20 protein-coding genes are annotated in these 17,908 nt (G+C 64.3%); 7 read left to right on the top strand and 13 right to left on the bottom strand.

Annotated features, from left to right (window positions below; genetic code table 11):
* Positions 1-31: 31 nt before the first annotated feature.
* Positions 32-625 (bottom strand): CDP-diacylglycerol--glycerol-3-phosphate 3-phosphatidyltransferase, encoded by a 594-nt coding sequence (gene pgsA / locus K3152_RS01700; protein WP_221572359.1) that lies wholly within the window; start codon positions 623-625, stop codon positions 32-34.
* Positions 626-745: 120 nt separating this feature from the next.
* Here pgsA and K3152_RS01695 point away from each other — a divergent pair, with 120 nt between their 5' ends.
* A complete protein-coding gene (locus K3152_RS01695; RefSeq protein ID WP_221572358.1) occupies positions 746-2,080 on the top strand; it encodes an MFS transporter in 1,335 nt (444 codons plus the stop codon).
* A gap of 3 nt (positions 2,081-2,083) precedes the next feature.
* Here K3152_RS01695 and K3152_RS01690 read toward each other — a convergent pair whose 3' ends face one another.
* On the bottom strand, positions 2,084-2,278 hold the full coding sequence (locus K3152_RS01690) for a hypothetical protein (protein WP_221572357.1): 195 nt from the start codon (positions 2,276-2,278) through the stop codon (positions 2,084-2,086).
* Positions 2,279-2,427: 149 nt separating this feature from the next.
* Between K3152_RS01690 and K3152_RS01685 the strand changes: the two genes are divergently transcribed.
* The gene (locus tag K3152_RS01685; RefSeq protein WP_221572356.1) at positions 2,428-4,098 is read left to right on the top strand and encodes a thiamine pyrophosphate-binding protein; all 1,671 of its coding nucleotides are present in this window, start codon (positions 2,428-2,430) and stop codon (positions 4,096-4,098) included.
* A gap of 71 nt (positions 4,099-4,169) precedes the next feature.
* On the opposite strand, the gene K3152_RS01680 is transcribed toward K3152_RS01685, so the two are convergent.
* Together K3152_RS01680 and K3152_RS01675 are read right to left on the bottom strand one after the other, a co-directional pair.
* On the bottom strand, positions 4,170-4,340 hold the full coding sequence (locus tag K3152_RS01680; RefSeq protein WP_221572355.1) for a CsbD family protein: 171 nt from the start codon (positions 4,338-4,340) through the stop codon (positions 4,170-4,172).
* Positions 4,341-4,460: 120 nt separating this feature from the next.
* On the bottom strand, positions 4,461-4,871 hold the full coding sequence (locus K3152_RS01675) for an EVE domain-containing protein (RefSeq protein ID WP_221572354.1): 411 nt from the start codon (positions 4,869-4,871) through the stop codon (positions 4,461-4,463).
* Between the two features lie 170 nt (positions 4,872-5,041).
* On the opposite strand from K3152_RS01675, the gene K3152_RS01670 reads away from it, so the two are divergent.
* Genes K3152_RS01670 through K3152_RS01650 form a run of 5 tightly spaced genes read left to right on the top strand, consistent with a single transcriptional unit; the run spans position 5,042 to position 10,333 of the window.
* Positions 5,042-6,724: a putative bifunctional diguanylate cyclase/phosphodiesterase gene (locus tag K3152_RS01670; RefSeq protein ID WP_247713110.1), complete on the top strand. Its 1,683-nt coding sequence runs from the start codon at positions 5,042-5,044 to the stop codon at positions 6,722-6,724.
* A 42-nt stretch (positions 6,725-6,766) separates the two neighbouring features.
* Positions 6,767-7,576, top strand: a complete 810-nt coding sequence (dapF, locus tag K3152_RS01665) for a diaminopimelate epimerase (protein ID WP_221572353.1) — start codon at positions 6,767-6,769, stop codon at positions 7,574-7,576.
* Positions 7,573-8,760, top strand: a complete 1,188-nt coding sequence (locus tag K3152_RS01660) for a MiaB/RimO family radical SAM methylthiotransferase (protein ID WP_221572352.1) — start codon at positions 7,573-7,575, stop codon at positions 8,758-8,760. The genes dapF and K3152_RS01660 overlap by 4 nt, the downstream gene beginning before the upstream one ends.
* Entirely contained in the window at positions 8,757-9,680 is a 924-nt protein-coding gene (gene ftsY, locus K3152_RS01655; RefSeq protein WP_221572351.1) for a signal recognition particle-docking protein FtsY, read from the top strand. The genes K3152_RS01660 and ftsY overlap by 4 nt, the downstream gene beginning before the upstream one ends.
* Positions 9,680-10,333 carry an inner membrane-spanning protein YciB gene (locus K3152_RS01650; RefSeq protein ID WP_221572350.1) on the top strand — a complete coding sequence of 218 codons (654 nt, stop codon included), beginning with the start codon at positions 9,680-9,682 and terminating at the stop codon, positions 10,331-10,333. The genes ftsY and K3152_RS01650 overlap by 1 nt, the downstream gene beginning before the upstream one ends.
* On the opposite strand, the gene K3152_RS01645 is transcribed toward K3152_RS01650, so the two are convergent.
* The 9 genes from K3152_RS01645 to ccmC all read right to left on the bottom strand — a co-directional run bounded on the left by K3152_RS01645 (position 10,334) and on the right by ccmC (position 17,865).
* Positions 10,334-10,837, bottom strand: a complete 504-nt coding sequence (locus tag K3152_RS01645; RefSeq protein ID WP_221572349.1) for a hypothetical protein — start codon at positions 10,835-10,837, stop codon at positions 10,334-10,336. It abuts the gene before it with no gap.
* A 40-nt stretch (positions 10,838-10,877) separates the two neighbouring features.
* Positions 10,878-12,815 (bottom strand): potassium transporter Kup, encoded by a 1,938-nt coding sequence (locus tag K3152_RS01640; RefSeq protein ID WP_221572348.1) that lies wholly within the window; start codon positions 12,813-12,815, stop codon positions 10,878-10,880.
* A 121-nt stretch (positions 12,816-12,936) separates the two neighbouring features.
* Complete coding sequence (locus tag K3152_RS01635) at positions 12,937-13,590, bottom strand: tetratricopeptide repeat protein (protein WP_221572347.1); 654 nt, start codon at positions 13,588-13,590, stop codon at positions 12,937-12,939.
* Positions 13,587-13,976, bottom strand: a complete 390-nt coding sequence (locus K3152_RS01630; RefSeq protein WP_247713108.1) for a cytochrome c-type biogenesis protein — start codon at positions 13,974-13,976, stop codon at positions 13,587-13,589. Before K3152_RS01630 ends, K3152_RS01635 begins: the two co-directional genes overlap by 4 nt.
* A gap of 92 nt (positions 13,977-14,068) precedes the next feature.
* Positions 14,069-14,596: a DsbE family thiol:disulfide interchange protein gene (locus K3152_RS01625; RefSeq protein ID WP_221572345.1), complete on the bottom strand. Its 528-nt coding sequence runs from the start codon at positions 14,594-14,596 to the stop codon at positions 14,069-14,071.
* Positions 14,593-16,548, bottom strand: coding sequence for a heme lyase CcmF/NrfE family subunit (locus tag K3152_RS01620; RefSeq protein WP_221572344.1), 1,956 nt, complete (start codon positions 16,546-16,548; stop codon positions 14,593-14,595). The genes K3152_RS01625 and K3152_RS01620 overlap by 4 nt, the downstream gene beginning before the upstream one ends.
* Positions 16,545-17,006 carry a cytochrome c maturation protein CcmE gene (gene ccmE, locus K3152_RS01615; RefSeq protein WP_221572343.1) on the bottom strand — a complete coding sequence of 154 codons (462 nt, stop codon included), beginning with the start codon at positions 17,004-17,006 and terminating at the stop codon, positions 16,545-16,547. Before ccmE ends, K3152_RS01620 begins: the two co-directional genes overlap by 4 nt.
* The gene (locus K3152_RS01610) at positions 17,003-17,143 is read right to left on the bottom strand and encodes a hypothetical protein (protein WP_221572342.1); all 141 of its coding nucleotides are present in this window, start codon (positions 17,141-17,143) and stop codon (positions 17,003-17,005) included. The genes ccmE and K3152_RS01610 overlap by 4 nt, the downstream gene beginning before the upstream one ends.
* Positions 17,143-17,865, bottom strand: coding sequence for a heme ABC transporter permease CcmC (ccmC, locus tag K3152_RS01605; protein ID WP_221572341.1), 723 nt, complete (start codon positions 17,863-17,865; stop codon positions 17,143-17,145). Before ccmC ends, K3152_RS01610 begins: the two co-directional genes overlap by 1 nt.
* Positions 17,866-17,908 lie beyond the last annotated feature (43 nt).

Raw genomic sequence — 17,908 nt, 5'->3', positions numbered from 1 at the left:
TCGCTTCGTCGATTAATTAAGGCAACGCGCCTTAATCCATATGTTTCAAGCCGACCCGTAAGTAATCCCAGCCGGTAATCACGGTCATTACGGCAGCTGCCCAGAGCGTTATCAATCCGACCGTGTGCGGAACATTGGCCTCGACCATGCCAACCATCACATTCCAGTCGGGCAGCCCCTGCCCGAGGATAAGCGAGCCCAGCGCGAGCAGCTGGAAGGTGGTTTTCCATTTCGCCAGCCGGCTGACCGGAACCGAAACCTGCAGCCCGCCGAGGAATTCGCGCAGGCCCGACACCGCAATCTCGCGGACGAGGATAATCAGCCCGGCAATCACATGCGCATCGCCCACGTAGGGCCCGCGCAGCACGCCCTGTGCCGCCAGCACGAGGATGACTGCGGCGACCATGATCTTGTCGGCGATGGGATCGAGGAAGATACCAAGCTTCGACACCGTCCCGCTGGTGCGGGCGAGGTAGCCGTCGAAATAGTCGGTGATGCCCATGGCGCAGTAGAGCGCGAAGGCCATCAGATAGCCCGCCTCCCAGCCCGGCCACCACAAGAGGAAGGCCAGCAGGGGAATCGCCACGATGCGCGACAGCGTCAGGATGTTGGGCAGGTTCAGCATCTCTCTAGAATGGCTCCCTAACGACATTCGTCCTGCCGCAAAAGATGGCAAGCGGGGTTGTCCGCCGCTTCGATGTCTCTACCAATGCTTCCCTTACGGAAGGTTTCGTAATGGGGGTCCATGTTCACTAGCACGCATTTGCTGCGCACCAGGCGGTTCCTGCCGCTGTTCGTCACGCAGCTGTTCAACGCCTTCAACGACAATCTCTACAAGACCGCGATGGTGCTCTTCGTGGTCTACCAGATCTACAATTCGGAGGAGGCCGAAGGCATGTTCTCGGCCGTCGCGTCGGGACTGTTCATCCTGCCTTTCTTCGTGCTGTCTGCGCTGGCGGGACAACTTGCCGACATGCGCGACAAGGCGGCCATTATCCGGAAGGTGAAGGCCTTCGAGATCTTGCTCATGCTGATTGGCGCGACCGGCCTCTACCTCGCATGGCGCGGTTTCGAGATGCCGGTGAACCTTTTCGGTATCGAGACCACCTTCCCCATCCTGCTGATGCTGCTGGCCCTTTTCATGACAGGCATCCAGTCGACCTTCCTCGGCCCCATCAAATACGCCATCCTGCCGCAACACCTGCGCAAGGAAGAAGTATTGGCCGGCACCGGGCTGGTCGAGGCTGGGACCTATATCGCCATCCTTGCAGGTACCATCCTCGCCGGCTGGATTCCGGTCGAGGCGGCGGCGGTGGGCATCATCCTCACCTCGATCGTCGGCTATCTGGTCGCGAGGCAGGTGCCCGATGCGCCCGCGCAGGGCGAGGTCGAAAAGCTCGACTGGCACATCCTGCGCGCCTCGGTGAAACTGGTGCGCGAGACCACCCACAATCGCGAGGTCTTCTACGCCATCCTCGCGATCAGCTTCTTCTGGACCATCGGTGCGGTGCTGTTCATCCAGTTCCCGCCGCTCGCCAAGAACGTCATCATGGCAAGCAAGGAAGTAGCGAGCATCTTCCTCGTCGTCTTCTCGGTCGGGGTCGCCATCGGCTCTGTCGCGGTGGGGGCGCTGCTCAAGGGCAAGGTCTCGGCGCGCTATGCCCCGCAATCGGTGCTGGCGATGGGCGCGTTCGTTGTCGCATTCTATGCCGTGTGCAAGGTTTGGGAGGCCGACAAGCCAGCCGAGCTGCTTGATGTGAGTGGCTTCCTCGCATGGCCGCTTGCCAGCGTCATCCTGCTATGCCTGCTCGGGATAGCGGTCGCGGGAGGCATGTTCGTGGTCCCGCTTTACGCTTTCCTCACCACGCGGGTGGAATCGCATAAGGCTTCGCGCACGATTGCAGCGAACAATATCGTCAATTCGGGCGCAATGGTGCTGGGCTCGCTCGCTGCGATGGCGATGAGCGCGGCTGGCGTGCCGATTGTCGAACAGGTCCTCATCAGCGCCGCCATGTGCCTGATATCGGCATGGCTCGGCCGCAGGCTGCTCGAGGCCGAGCGCGCCGCGGCAGTTGCTTAGTCCTTAAATGATGAAGGCGAGAACGGCCGCGACGGTCGCGAAATAGGTCGTCGCGACACCGCGCACGTCGTTGGCGGTGACCTTCCAGTCGGTCACGGTGCCCTGCGGGACGTCGGCAAACATCCGGCGGCGTTGCGGCAAGCTGGCCCGCATCCAGTGGCGGGCGGCTTCGTTCGAGAGTACTAGGGCGCGTCTCATGATGCCCTATTAACGGTTTTTTAACTTTCGGTTTCCCCGCAAATCAAGGCCGTATCAATTCGAGACAGGGACTCGGCAAGCTGGGGATAATCGGGAACCGGCTCGCATTCGATTGCACGAGCGCTTCCGCCCCGCTAACCGCCTGCTCCATGACCACGCGACCCACTCCCGCCGCCGCCAAGCTGCTCGTCGACTGCCTCATCGAACAAGGCTGCGAGCGTATTTTCACCGTTCCGGGCGAAAGCTTCCTCCAGGTTCTCGACGCGCTCGGCCAGCAGGACCAGATCGACCTCGTCACCTGCCGCCAGGAAGGCGGAGTCGCGATGATGGCCTGCGCCGACGGAGCCATGACCCAGCGCCCCGGTGTCGCCTTCGTCACCCGCGGTCCCGGCGCGACCAACGCCAGCATCGGCGTGCACGTCGCGATGCAGGATTCGCAGCCGATGATCATGTTCGTCGGCGATGTCGACAGCGAGATGCGCGACCGCGAGGGTTTCCAGGAGGTGGACTTCGCCGCCTTCTTCGGCCCCATCGCCAAATGGGCCGCGCGTATCGATTCGGCGGACCGCATCCCCGAATATGTCGCCCGCGCCTATGCCACCGCGATTTCGGGCCGTCCGGGTCCGGTCGTGCTGGCGCTACCCGAAGACATGCTCAGCCGCGACACCGAGGCTGCACCCCGCAACCGAGTCGAGCGCCCCGCACAGGCCCCCTGCCCCGACGCGATGCAGGCGATGATGGCGCTGATTGCCGATGCGGCCTCGCCCGTGGCGGTCATTGGCGGCGCGGGCTGGAACGCCAAGGCGCGCGAGCATTTCCAGCTCTTCGCCGAGCGTCTCGGTATCCCCGTGGCGACCGCTTTCCGCCGCCAGGACGCGATTTCGCCTTCCAGCCGTGTCTACGCCGGCAACCTCGGCTACGGCCCCAACCCCAAGCTGGTCGAGCGGGTGAAGAACGCCGACCTCGTGCTTGCCGTGGGCGCGCGGCTGGGTGAGGCGACGACCGATGGTTACACCGTTCCGCCGCTGGTCGATGCCGAGCGCAGGCTGATCCACGTCCACCCCGACCCGAACGAGCTCAACAGCGTCTACCCGGCCGACCTCGCCATCTGCGCCGAGATGGACGAGTTTGCCGAAAGCGCGGCCCTGTGGAACGATGGCGACACCATCGACTTCGATGCCGGGGCCGAGGCGCATGCCGAATGGCAAAGCTGGGCCACCGCCCACCCCGCCCAGCAATTCGCTCTCGACATGGGGCAGTGTGTCCAGTTCATGCGCGACACGCTGCCTGCCGACACCATCATCTGCAACGGCGCGGGCAATTTCGCCGGCTGGTGGCACCGCTACTGGCGTTACGAGGGCTACCCGACCCAGCTCGCGCCCACCTGCGGCGCGATGGGCTACGGCGTCCCCGCAGCAGTCGCCGCCGCACTCCGCTTCCCGCAGCGCACCGTCGTCGCCGTGGCGGGTGATGGCGACTTCATGATGAACGGCCAGGAACTCGCCACTGCCGTCCAGCACGATGCCAACATGATCGTCATCGTGGTCGACAATTCGGCCTATGGCACCATCCGCATGCACCAGGAGCGCGAGTTCCCCGGCGAGGACCGCATCAGCGGCACCCGGCTCGCCAATCCCGACTTCGCCGCGCTGGCGAGCGCCTATGGCGGCTGGTCGGCCACTGCAAAGACCACGCAGGAATTCAAGGATGCGCTCGTGGCTGCCGAAGGTCGCGGAGGCCTGCGCCTCATCCACTGCCACATCGATATCGAGCAGCTCGCCGCCAGCGGCGCAACGGTCAGCGGACTGCGCAGCAAATAGGACGAGCGAAAGGGCCGCCTCCCGATCAGGAGACGGCCCTTCCTCGCTGTAATTCAGCTTGGCGTCCGGCGTCAGATGTCGTTGCCGAGTTCGCCTTCGACTTCACCCTTGAACTGCTGGGCTTCGCCCTTCTGTTCCTGCTGGCGGCCTTCGGCGCGGGTTTCGGGATCACCCGACTGCTGCTTCAGATTGCCGATGGCTTCGTTGGTGTTGCCTTTGATCTTCTCTGTCAGTTCGCCCATCGGGCCTCTCCTGTAGTCTGGTTGCGCCTGAAAAGCGGCGCGCTTACAGGGAGATAAAAGGCAATCCAGCACACGCGTTCCGGCCGGTTACGGCCAGACGACACGCCCTTGCGACGAAGCCTAGATGCCCGCCATCTCGAGGATGATCGACCATTCCTCGGGCTTGATTTCGGCCACCGACAGGCGCGACAGCTTCACCAGTTCGCAATCCGCCAGCTGCGGCTCGGCCTTGATCTGCTTGAGCGTGACAGGCGAGGGCAGCTTGGTCTTGGGCACGACCTTCACCGCGGCCCATTTGCCTTCCGGATCGGTCGGATCGGTAATCCCGGCCACGCTGACCTCGCAGATGCCGACAATCTCCAGCCCCTCGCGCGAGTGGTAGAAGAATGCCTGGTCGCCGACTTCCATGGCGGCAAGGTTGTTCTTGGCCCGATGGTTGCGCACGCCGTCCCAGGTCCCCTCCTTCTCGGCGACGAGATCATCCCAGCTGTATTTGAAGGGTTCGGATTTCATCAGCCAATAGCGGGCCATGGGTGCACATCTCCTCGGGTCTGTTCGTGTCCTGCGCCGCTGGTTAGCGAGCGCCCCTGCGGCTGGCCAGAGCGCAACTGATCTATTGCCCGATTAACCGGTTTTTAGCCTTGTCACGATACCCGGGGCGAAGTGAAAGAAGTCCGGGGGGTCTCTTGCCTCTTAAGCCATTGCCAGATCGAGGAAAGGACGTCCGCAAGAGCGGCGGCTTTTCCGCGTATCGCAAGCACGACTGGATGACGCTGGGTATCGCCTTTGCCGCCATTGTCCTGTTCGTGGGCACGGCGGGCACGGTCATGCCGACGATCATGCGCGCATGGCGCGGCCTGGCCGAAGGGCCGGATGTCATCCTCGCCAATGCGCTGCTGCTGAATATTGCGCTGATCCTGCTCGGCTGGCACCGCTACAAGGCGCTGAACGGCCAGCTCGATGCGCACAAGCAATCGGAACAGGAAGCCCGACGGCTGGCCGAGCTCGACGACCTGACCGGCTGCCTCAACCGCCGCAGCTTCTCCGAAAAACTCGCCGGCATGCTGGGCGAGAGGAAGGGCGGCGAGAGCGCAGTAGCTGTCATCGCCATCGACCTCGACAATTTCAAACAGGTGAATGACCTCAATGGTCATGCAGCGGGTGACAGCGTCCTCACCGAAATAGCGCGGCGGGTCCTGACGCAGCTTCCCGACCAGGCCGTGTTGGCGCGGTTGGGCGGCGACGAGTTCGTTTGCGCCCTGCCCTATGCGGCCCATGCAGCGGACCGGGTCGAACTGCTCGCGACACGAATGATCGAGCAGGTCGCCAAGCCTGTCCCGCATGACGGCAATTCGATCGACATTACCGTGTCGCTCGGTCTTGCCAGCTCGCTCAATCTCGACGACCAGCCCACCGACAACCCGGCACACGACCTGATGCACAAGGCGGATATCGCCATGTATCACGCCAAGAAGCAGGGCAAGAACCGCTTCTACTGGTTCGAAGCGCCGATGGAAAACGAGCTGCGCTTCCGCAACGAGCTCGAGGCCGGCATCCGCCGCGGCATCGAGAAGGGCGAGTTCGTCCCCTATTACGAACAGCAGATCGACCTCGATTCGGGCGAACTGGTCGGCTTCGAGATGCTGGCGCGCTGGAATTCGCCGGAGATGGGCCTCGTCGGTCCCGATATCTTCATCCCGATCGCCGAGGAAATCGGCGTTATCGCGGAGATGTCGGAACATCTTATCGAGCAGGCCTTCGCCGATGCGAGCGAGTGGGATTCGGCGCTTACGCTGTCGGTCAATATCTCGCCGGTGCAGATGCGCGACCCGTGGTTCGCGCAGAAAATCCTCAAGCTGCTGGTCAAGCACCGTTTCCCCGCACATCGCCTTGAGATCGAAATTACCGAGACCTGCCTGCACGAGAACATCGGCATGGTTCGATCGATGATTACCTCGCTGCGTAACCAGGGCGTGAAGGTCAGCCTCGACGATTTCGGCACCGGTTATGCCAGCCTTTCGCAGCTGAAAAGTCTGCCCTTCGACCGACTGAAGATCGACCGCAGCTTCATCAGCGAACTCAGGGGCGAGGAGCAGAACACCAAGCTGGTCGAGGCCATCGTCTCGATGAGCGATGGGCTGAAGATGCCGATTACCGCCGAGGGCATCGAGGACGAGGATATCCTCGCCGCGCTCAAGAAATGGGGTCAGATGAAGGGCCAGGGCTATCACTACGGGCGCCCCGAACCGGCCGACAAGGTTCTCGAACGCCTCCAGACAAAGGGCAGGCTGGCAACGGTCAGCGAAGGCGATATCGCGGAAGTCGTCGGCGAGGCCGACAACGACACCGCACGCAAGAAAGACGGCGGCAGCCGCGCGGTCTGACACTGGACGCTTCGCCTCGCGCACCCTAGATGCGCGGACACAATGCGCGTTTCCTTCACCAAGATGCACGGCCTCGGCAACGACTTCGTCGTGCTGGACGCGCGCGCGCAGGATTTGCCCGCGCTGGACAAGGCGCGCGCGGCGGCGATTGCCGACCGGAACACCGGCATCGGCTGCGACCAGCTTATCGTGCTGGAGCCGAGCGACACGGCCGACTTCCGCATGCGCATCTACAACCACGACGGCGGCGAGGTCGGCGCCTGCGGCAATGCCACGCGCGCGGTGGCGCTGCTCCACGGGAGCGAGGCGCGGATAGAGACTTCGGGCGGCCTGCTGGTCGCAAGCCCTACCGCTGGCGGCGCAAGCGTCGACATGGGCGAGCCGCGCTTCGACTGGGACGCCATCCCGCTCGAGTACCCCATGGACACGTTCTCCATGCCGGTCAGCTGGGAAATGCTGGCTGATCCAGGCGCGGTGAATGTCGGCAATCCGCATGTGATTTTCTTCGTCGAGGACACCGACGCAGTCCCGCTGGACCGGCTCGGCCCCGAGATCGAGAACGACTCGCTTTTCCCCGAGCGCGTGAACGTCAATGTCGCCACGGTCGAAAACCGCGGCCGCATTCGCCTGCGCGTGTGGGAGCGCGGGGCAGGCCTCACCCGCGCCTGCGGAACCGGAGCCTGTGCCACCGCCGTTCACGCCATCCGCCGCAAGCTGGTGGATAGCCCGGTCACGGTCGCCCTGCCCGGCGGCGAACTTGAAATCGCGTGGCAACCGGGCGGCTCGATCCGCATGACCGGCCCTGCCACCGAAAGCTTCCGGGGCAGCTTCGAATGGGATGATTTCGCGTGAACGCGCCCGTCAAAGCGCCGGAGGTCGTCTCGCTCGGTTGCCGCCTCAACATCTCCGAGAGCGAGCGCATCCGCGCGATGCTGGCGGGCGAGGACAACCTTGTCGTGGTCAATAGCTGCGCGGTGACGAGCGAGGCCGTGCGCCAGACCAGGCAGGCCATCCGCAAGGCGCGTAAGGCCAATCCCGACGCGCGCCTGCTGGTCACCGGCTGCGCCGCCGATATCGAGCGCGAGCAGCTTGCCGCCATGCCCGAGGTCGACGGCCTCATCGCCAACACGGCAAAGCTGGACCCGCGCGCATGGAATGTGCCCGCCAGCGCGCCGCCCGTGCCCGCGCTTCACACCCGCGCCTTCGTGGCCGTGCAGAACGGCTGCGACCACGCTTGCACCTTCTGCGTCATCCCGCAGGGGCGCGGGACAAGCAGCTCGCTCACCATCGCCGAGGTGCTGCGCGAGGTGGAAGCGCATCTGGATGCAGGCGCTGCCGAGGTCGTGCTGACCGGCGTGGACGTCACCTCATGGGGCCATGATTTGCCCGGCAGCCCCAAGCTGGGCGCGCTGGTGCGTGCAGTGCTGGATGCCTTCCCCGCCCTCACCCGCATCCGCATGTCGTCGATCGACGGTATCGAGGTGGACGAGGAGCTGTTCGAGCTCTTCGCCGCCGAGCCGCGCGTCATGCCGCATATCCACCTCTCGCTGCAGCACGGCCACGACCTGATCCTCAAGCGCATGAAGCGCCGCCACCTCCGTGCCGATGCAGTGGACCTTGTCGCGCGCCTGAAGAACCGCCGCCCCGACCTCGCCGTCGGCGCCGACCTCATCGCCGGTTTCCCTACCGAGACCGAGGAGCACCACGCGGCCAATCTCTCGATCGTCCGCGAGCTTGCCATCGTTCACGGTCACATCTTCCCCTATTCGCCGCGCCCCGGCACGCCCGCCGCGCGCATGCCGCAGGTCGAGCGCGCCACCACCAAGCGCCGCGCCGCCGAACTGCGCGCCGAGGTGGCCAAGCTGCGTGCAGAGTGGCTGGCCACCCTCGTCGATAAGCCGCTACAGGTCCTCGCCGAAGCCGACGGGACCGGCTATTCACCCCAATTCGCCCGCGTGAAACTGCCAGCCGGCACGCCGCGCGGCTCCATCGTCACCGTGACGCCCACGACCCTCGAGGACAATCTCCTGTCATGAGCAAACCCAGCTGGACCGAGCGCCTGTTCGGCGGCTTCAAGAAAACCTCCGAGCGCCTGACCGAAAACCTCGCCGAGGCGGTCACCAAGGCCAAGCTCGACGATGCGACGCTCGACGATGTCGAGGATGCGCTCATCATGTCGGACCTCGGCCCGGCGGCGGCTGCACGCATTCGCGAGAGCCTGAAGGAAAAGCGCTTCGGCCTCGAAATCAGCGCCGACGAATTGAAGCAGGCGGTGGCAGACGAAATCGCCGCCATCCTGCGCCCAGTCGCCAAGCCGCTCGAAATTACCGCCTTCCCGCGCCCGCAGGTGCTGCTGGTCATCGGCGTGAACGGCAGCGGCAAGACCACCACCATCGCCAAGCTGGCGCATCTCTTCGTGGAAGACGATTACAACGTCATGCTGGCGGCAGGCGATACCTTCCGCGCCGCAGCCATCGGCCAGCTCCAGACCTGGGCCGACCGCGTCGGCGTGCCCATCGTGCGCGGACCCGAGGGCGGCGACCCGGCAAGCATCGTGTTCGATGCGGTCAAGAAGGGCACCGAAATCGGCACCGACGTGCTGATTGTCGACACCGCAGGCCGCCTCCAGAACAAGCGCGAGTTGATGGACGAGCTGGCGAAAATCAGGAAGGTCCTCGGCCGCCTCAACCCCGAGGCGCCGCATGACGTGGTGCTCGTGCTCGATGCGACCAACGGCCAGAACGCGCTCAGCCAGATCGACGTGTTCAAGGAAGTCGCGGGCGTCACCGGCCTCGTCATGACCAAGCTCGACGGCACCGCGCGCGGCGGCGTGCTGGTGCAGGCGGCGGAGAAATACGGCCTCCCCATCCATGCCATCGGCGTGGGCGAGAAAATCGACGATTTGCGCCCCTTCGACCCGGATCTCGTCGCGCGCGTGATTGCGGGGATTGCGTGATGAGCGAGACCGAAGCCCCCAAGGCGAAGAAGCCCACCGGCTGGCTGCATACGCTTGTCGATTATGGCCCGCTCCTGGTCTTCCTCGGCGTCTACAAGCTCTACCAGCCGCCCGCGGATTCGACCTTCGGCGAAATTGCCGCGGTTATCTACGGAACCATCGCTTTCATGGTCGCCGCCGTCGTCGCACTGGTCTTCAGCAAATGGAAGTTCGGCAAGGTCAGCCCGATGCTGATATTGTCCACCACGCTCATCGTCGGTTTCGGCGGGCTCACCATCTGGTTGCAGGACGAGCGCTTCGTCCAGTTCAAGCCGACCGCCATTTACACGCTGTGCGGCCTGATACTGGTCATCGGATGGCTGCGCGGGCGGCCCTGGATGCAGGTACTGCTGGGTGCGGCGTTCGAGGGCGTGAACGACGAAGGCTGGCTCAAGTTCTCGCGCAACTGGGGTTTCTTCTTCTTCGCCCTTGCCGCTCTCAACGAGGTGATGGTGCGCACCATGAGCTTCGAAAGCTGGCTCTGGGCGAAGCTATGGGTGTTCCTGCCGCTGACCTTCCTCTTCACCTTCAGCCAGATCCCCATGCTGCTGAAGCACGGCCTCTCGCTGGAGGACACGGACGATGTGCTCGAAGACGAGCCTCCGACCGCTTGATCAGACCTCGCCGCCGGGAGTAATCTTGGCCATCACCCGCAAGAGCGTCGTGTAGATCAGAACGACCGTCGCTGCTGATAGCCCGACCATCACCACCGTGCCCGCAAACAAGCCGTTATAGACATTGGCGAACCATTCTGATGGCAACTCCTCGAACTCGCCGATTGGCAATGCGAATGCCATAAGCAGGAAGAGCGAGACAAGCAGGGTCATCGCCGACAGTCGCCCCACCATCGCGACGTCGCGGTAGGCGCCATGGTCGAAATCCTCATCCATGCGTCTGATCATTCCGACCAGTGTCAACATGAGCGCGATAATCGTCGCCGAGGCCGTGGCAATCGCTGAACCGAGATAAAGCCCGGCTCGCGACAGGGCGTTAAGCAAGTCGACCGCTTCTGCCGCGCTGTAGACCCGCCCAATCGCCGAGCGTGCAGCATAGCCGACAAGCAGGGTGAGTATGAATGTTACCAGAGGCCAGCGATAGCAGGTGAGCAGGTTACGCATGGCTAACCTATGAACGGCCTGCCCTGTCGTTCCGAAGCTTCTAGATCTCCACCTGGCTCCCCAACTCGACGACGCGGTTGGTCGGGAGGCGGAAGAAGTCCATCGCGGTCGCCGCGTTCCTCAGCATCCATGCGAAAATCTTTTCGCGCCAGATGGGCATGCCGGGGTTCTTGCTCGGCAGCAGCGTCTGGCGGCTGAGGAAGAAGCTGGTGTGCATCATGTCGAACTCGCCGCCGCAGCGTTCCATTTCCTTCAGCCCCTGCGGCACGTTGGTTTCCTGCATGAAGCCATAGTGCAGCACGGCGCGGTAGAAGCCGTCGCCGAGGTCGTGGATTTCGCAGCGCTCGTCGGCGTCGACATAGGGCGCGTCGGCAATCAGCACGGTGAGGATGATGACCCGCTCGTGCAGCACCTTGTTGTGCTTGATGTTGTGCAGCAGCGCGGATGGCACGCCCGCGGTCTGGCTGGCCATGAAGATGGCGGTGCCGGGCACGCGGGTGGCGGAGTTCTTCGCGCTCTTGGCGAAGATTTCGATGGGCAGCGCGGTCTCGTGCATGCGCTCGCGCATCAGCTTGCGCCCGCGCGCCCATGTGGTGAGCAGGGTGAAGGCAATCAGGCCCACGACTAGCGGGAACCAGCCGCCTTGCGGCACCTTGAACAGGTTCGCTGCAAAATAGGCCCCGTCGATAATCAGGAAGAAGATGACGACCGGCGCGGCGTACCACCACTTCCATTTCCACACGCCCACGAACAGCACGCCCATCAGCAGCGTGTCGATCGTCACCGCACCCGTCACCGCAATACCGTAAGCGGCGGCGAGGTTGGACGAGCTCTGGAAGGTCAGCACGAGGATGATCACAGCCACCATCAGCGCCCAGTTGATGACCGGAATGTAGATCTGGCCCGCCTCGGTTTCGCTGGTGTGGCGGATGGTCATGCGCGGCATGAAGCCGAGCTGCATGGCCTGGTGGGTGATGCTGAACGCGCCCGAGATGACGGCCTGGCTGGCGATGAATGTCGCCACGGTGGCGAGGATGACCAGCGGGAGGCGGAATTCCTCGCTCGCCAGCAGGAAGAACGGATTGCGCACCACTTCGGCGGCCTGCTCCGGCGGCAGGCTGGCAATCATCGCGCCCTGCCCGAAGTAGTTGAGCAGCAGGCACGGCATCACAAAGCCGAACCACGACAGGCGCATGGGGCCGCGCCCGAAATGGCCCATGTCCGAATAGAGCGCTTCCGAACCCGTTACCGCCAGCACCACCGCGCCCATCGCAAGGAAGGCGACGAAGCCGTCGGTGACGAAGAACATCACCGCGTAATAGGGGTTCAGCGCCCACAGGATGTCGGGATGCTGGATAATCTGGTTGAGCCCCAGCCCTGCCAGCGTGGTGAACCACACTATCATCACCGGCGCGAACATGGCCCCGACCTTGGCCGTTCCCCTCTGCTGCAGCACGAAGAGGCATACCAGCAGAACCAGCGCAATCGGGATGACATAGGATTGCAGGCCTGCATCGACCACCGTCAGCCCTTCGACTGCCGACAGGACCGAGATTGCAGGCGTAATCATGCTGTCGCCGTAGAACAGCGAGGTCGCGAAGACGCCCAGCAGCACGACCAGCCAGGCGTATTTGGTCTGTCCGATATGGCGGCTGATCAGCGCAATCAGCGCAAGGCTGCCGCCCTGCCCCTTGTTGTCGGCGCGCATCAGGATGGTGACATATTGCAGCGCCACCACGATCAGCATCGACCAGAAAATCAGGCTGACGACGCCCAGCACATGCATGCGGTCGATGGCGATGTTGGCCGCGCCCGCGAAAGTCTCGCGGAAGGCGTAGAGCGGGCTGGTGCCGATATCGCCGAAGACGATACCGATTGCCCCGACAGCCAGCGCAGCCTTCGAGGCACCATGGCCCCCGCCATGGCCGTTCTCTCCGCTGCTGGCAGCGGGTGAATTCGGCGCAGTCGCCTCGGTCATATGGTGGGTGTTACCTGACGCATGGGGTCAAAACCTTGGCTGCGAGGCGGCTTGCCCCCTTGCAAGGTGGCGGCGCTTAGCACCATGGCGTGGGCGTAGCAATATCTGGCGCGAGCACGCGCTACCGACCGTCTTGCCCGGCCGAAGCCGGCTGGTCAGAAGCAAGGAGTGCTTCGAGGCGCAGCAGCCGCAGGGCCAGCGACTCGCGCCATTCGGCATCCTCGGGCGCATTGGCGAGCGCCTCGCGCCACAATTCGACCGTCCGTCCCGCCTCTCCGCTGCGCAGCCACGACATGCCAAGGAAATAGCGCGCGCCGCCATTGGCCTCGTCGAGTTGCTGCGCGCGCTCGAAAGCCAGCAGCGCGGCCGGGGTCAGCCTGCCATCGGCATGTTCGACCAGCGCGATGCCCAGCGCCAGCCAGGCTTCGAGGTCGCGCGGGTTTTCCTCTGTCGCGCTGCGATAGAAACCCGCAGCCTGCGCAAAATTGCCGCGCCGCGCATAGCCATCGCCGGTGATGATCCAGCGCGAGGGCAGCTGCGGATCGCTGAAATATTCGCGCCGCGCATTGACTAGAAGCTCGCCGTCGACCGCCTGTTTCTCGGTCGCAGTCCCGGGTGCGGCTGGCAGGCCGGGCGTGCCTTGCAGGGCGTAGCCCGTCAGACCGAACAGCAGCGTCGCCCCCAGCAGCGCCCATCCGCCCTTTTTCACTCCGATGAGGAAAACCGCAGCGGCAAACGACACGATGGCCAGCGCGATCACGGGGATCCAGCTCACGCGCGCCTCCGGAAGCGGCGCCAGAAGAGCAGGCCCGCGATGACCACCAGCAGCGCCGGAATGGCAAACAGCGGCCATGTGGTCGCGCTCATCACCGGTTCGTAGCTCACGTAGTCGCCATAGCGGTCCATCAGCCAACGGCGGATTTCCTCGGGGCTGTCGCCCGCTGCGATACGGATGCGGACCTGGTGGCGCATGTCGCCTGCCATCGAGGCATCGCTATCGGCAATCGACTGCGACTGGCACTTGAGGCAGCGCAAGGTCTCCATCAGTTCCTGCGCGACAGCTTCCTGCGCCGGATCATCGAGCTGGCGATAGGCATAGGGCGCGGGCGGCGCGCCGTCCTGCGCGGCGAGCGGGATTGCGATCATCGTCGCAAGTATCATCGCAACAGCCGTTCGCATCGAGCGCAGTCGAGATGCGCCTGTACCAGTGTGTCTCGACTTCGCTCGACACGAACGGAGGGCTTCGCTCACGTTCACCGGCCCGCCTTCCGCAATTCTTCGAGCAGGACCGGCACATGCTCGGGGCGGATGTCGCCAATGTGCTGGTAGGTGATGATGCCCTCGCCATCGATGACGAATGTCTCCGGCACGCCCGAGGAACCGATGCCGAGCTGCACTTCGGACAAGTCGTCACGCCCGATGCGGGTGTAGGGATTGCCGTGCTGCGAGAGGAAGCGCATCACATCGGTCGGCTTGTCGCGGATAGCCACACCGACAATCTCCGCACCCTGCTCTTTCAGCTGCTCGAGTTGGGGCGCTTCCGCGATGCAGGGCAGGCACCAGCTCGCCCAGATGTTGAGCAGCTTGGGCTTGCCGTCGTAAAAATAGCGGCTGTCGACGCCGGGCCGCTCGAGACTGGCGGGCGGGAGCGTGAAATAGGGCAGTTCCTTGCCCACCATCGCGCTCTTGATCGCTTCGTCCCTTGGCTGGGTCAGTTGGTAGGCGGCCAGCCCGAGGAAGCCGAAAAACACCATCAGGGGGAGCCACAAGCGCCAGCTCATGCGAGTTCCTCCATTTCCGTGCGCCGCTCGGCGCCCCTGCGCTTCACGAAGCGCCGCTTGAGATCCTTACGCACACGGCCCACCAGCGCGAGCACACCGCCCAGCGCGATCAGCAGACCGCCGTACCAGATGAAGGTGACGAAGGGCTTCCACCACAGGCGCAGCTGCCAGCGGCCGTCATTGCTGTCGCCGCCCATCACTGCATAGAGCTGGCCATTCCAGCGGGTGACCAGCACACTCTCGGTAGTCTGCTGTGGCGGAGCCCAGAAGTTGCGCGACTGGGGCGTTATCTCGCTCGGCTCACCACCATCATAGGCGACCGTCATGCGACCGGAAAGTGCCGTCCAGTTGGGGCCCGCGACCGGTTCAACCGCTTGGAGCTGGACACTCCAGGGGCCGACCTGCGTGGTGCCGCCCTCCTCCAGCGCCGCCAGTTTTTCGGTCGAGAATGCGCTTTCGCTCGCCATGCCGAACAGCGCGACAGCGATGCCGAAATGGGCGATGACCATGCCCCAGGTCTCGATGGGCACACGGCGCAGCTTGCGGCCTTTCAAGGGAAGGAAGCTCGCGACGGCCAATGCGATGGCCATGGACAGCCCGAGCAGCGGCAAGATTGCCATGCCGAACAGCAGCGCGAAGAGGATGAGGCCGCTCAGGAGCAAGGCTCCGATAAGGGCCAGTTCCTTCGTCTGGCGACCGAAGCCATCCCGCCTCCAGCGTAGGAGCGGTCCGACAGCCATGACTGCCAGCATCGGGAAGGTGAAAACGGCGCCCACCGGATTGAAGTAAGGCGGCCCGACCGAGACGCGCACGTCGAAGGCCTCGGTCAGCAGAGGGTAGAGCGTGCCGAGCAGCACTACCGCGAGGATGGCGCTCAGCATCACATTGTTGACCACCAGCGCACCCTCGCGGCTGGCGACTGAGAACCGCTCCCCTTCGGAAATCGCGCCCGCACGCAGCGCGAAGAGCAGCAATGCCCCGCCGATATAGAGCGCCAGCAGGAACAGGATGAAGCTCCCGCGTTCCGGGTCGACGGCGAAGGCGTGGACGCTGGTGAGTATGCCCGAGCGCACGAGGAAGGTGCCGAGCATCGACATGGAAAACGCCACCACACCCAGCATGATAGTCCACACGCGCAGCGCGTCACGGCTGGCAAGCACGCTCGCCGAGTGAAGCAGCGCCGTCGCGGCGAGCCACGGCATGAGGCTGGCATTCTCCACCGGGTCCCAGAACCAGTAGCCGCCCCAGCCAAGCTCGTAATAGGCCCAGTAACTGCCCGCTGTGATGCCGAGGGTGAGGAACACCCAAGCGCCGAGGATCCACGGCCGCATCGCGCGCGCGAAGGCGGGTGTCACCTGCTTGGTCACCAGCGCGCCGACAGCGAAACTGAAGGCCACCGAAAGACCGACATAGCCGAAATAGAGCGTCGGCGGATGCAGCGCGAGGCCGATGTCCTGCAGCAGCGGGTTGAGGCCGAGGCCTTCGACCGCAGGCTGGGCAAGCCGCTCGAACGGGTTCGAACTCAAGAGCAGGAAGGCGTAGAAGCCGAGCGCTACGAACCCTTGTGCGGCCAGTGTCGCCTGCATAGTCCTTTCGGGCAGGCGCCGCTCGATACCGGCAATCAGCGCGCCGGCCAGCGCCATTACCGTGACCCACAGCAGCATCGAGCCTTCATGGTTGCCCCATGCGCCCGACAACTTGAAGATCAGCGGTTTGAGCGTGTGCGAATTCATCGCGACGAGCTTCACCGACAGGTCTGTAATCGCAAAAACATAGAGCAGCGCGCCGAAGGAAACCGCCACCAATCCGCCCTGCAGTATGGCAGCGGGCCGCGTCAGAGCGGCGATATCGCTCGTCGTCCCGCCACGCAGCGCAAGCACACCGCCGAGCAGTTGCAGCACCGCCAGAGCCGCCGCCAGCCACAGCGCCGCAAGACCGATTTCTGCGATCATTCGAGGCCGACCGTCGTCTCTTCGGCCATCTCGGCGGCCTGGTGTTCGCTCATGCCTTCGAGCTCGCGCGGCACGTAATTCTCGTCATGCTTGGCGAGGAGGTTGTCGGCGACGAAGGTGCCGTCCGCCAACAGCCGACCCTCGGCCACCACACCCGAACCTTCGACGAAGAGGTCGGGCAGGATGCCCGCATAGCGCACCGGGACGGCGGATTGCTCGCGACCGGTCACGGTGAAGGTCACGGTAATGCCATCGGCTTGCGTCTCGAGCGAACCGGGCGCGACCATCCCGCCGAGGCGCACGGCCTGCCCCACTTCAGGCGGGTTCTCGGCCATCTGCTCGGGCAGGTAGAAATAGCTCGCCTGGTTGCGCAGCGCGTAAATCGCCAGCAGCGCCGCGCCGATCAGCGCGACGAGGGCGAGGACTACGAGGACGAGGCGCTGGTGTTTTGCCTTCATCGCTGGCGTGCTTTCTCGCGCCGCGCCTCGGCACGTTTCATCGCCAGCCAGCTCCACGCCATCATCGCCAGCGTTCCGCCCACGCCGAGGGCATAGGCTGCGTAGACGAAGGTCCACTGGTCGAGTGCTTCACGCATCAGTCGGCCTCCATCGCACGGCGTCGCAGGCGCGCTTCGGCTTGGATATCGGCGAGCAAAGCGCGCATACGTGCCAGCACCACACCTCCGAAGATAAGCGAGAAGCCAATTACTGCCACCAGTAGCGGAGCGAGGAAAATGCCATCGATGGCGCTCTTGCCCATGGTGATGCTGGGCGGCTGGTGGAGCGAGTTCCACCACACCACGCTGCGGTTGATGATGGGGATGTTCACCGCGCCGAGCAGGCCGAAAATGGCCGGGATGCGCGCCGACACGCCTTCACGCTCTGCCGACTGGGCGAGCGCGATATAGGCGACATAGAGGAACGCCAGCACCAGCATCGAGGTCAGCCGTCCGTCCCACACCCACCACGTGCCCCATGTCGGGCGGCCCCAAATGGAGCCGGTCGCGAGGCAAATCAGCGTGAAGATGAGCCCCGGCACGGCCGCCCCCCGCGCGGCGATGGCCGCCAGCGGATGGCGCCAGACGAGAAAGACGAGGCTCGAAATAGCAATCGCGGTCCAGCCGCCCATGCCCAGCCAGGCGGTAGGCACATGGATGAAAAGGATGCGCACCGTCTCGCCCATCAGCCGGTCGGGCGGAACCTGCGTGAAGCCCCAGAAAAGCGCGCCCGCCGTCAGCACAAGCCCGCTCACCAGCAGGAGCGGCGTGAGCCAGCTCGCCAGTGCGAGGAACCGTTTGGGATTAGCGAAGCCGTGCATGGTGAAAGCCGTAGGTCAGCCTATTGCAGCCCCCGCCCCTGCT

The sequence above is a fragment of the Qipengyuania polymorpha genome (assembly GCF_019711435.1).
Taxonomy (GTDB): Bacteria; Pseudomonadota; Alphaproteobacteria; order Sphingomonadales; family Sphingomonadaceae; genus Qipengyuania; species Qipengyuania polymorpha.
This window is presented reverse-complemented; position numbering and strand designations above follow the sequence as displayed.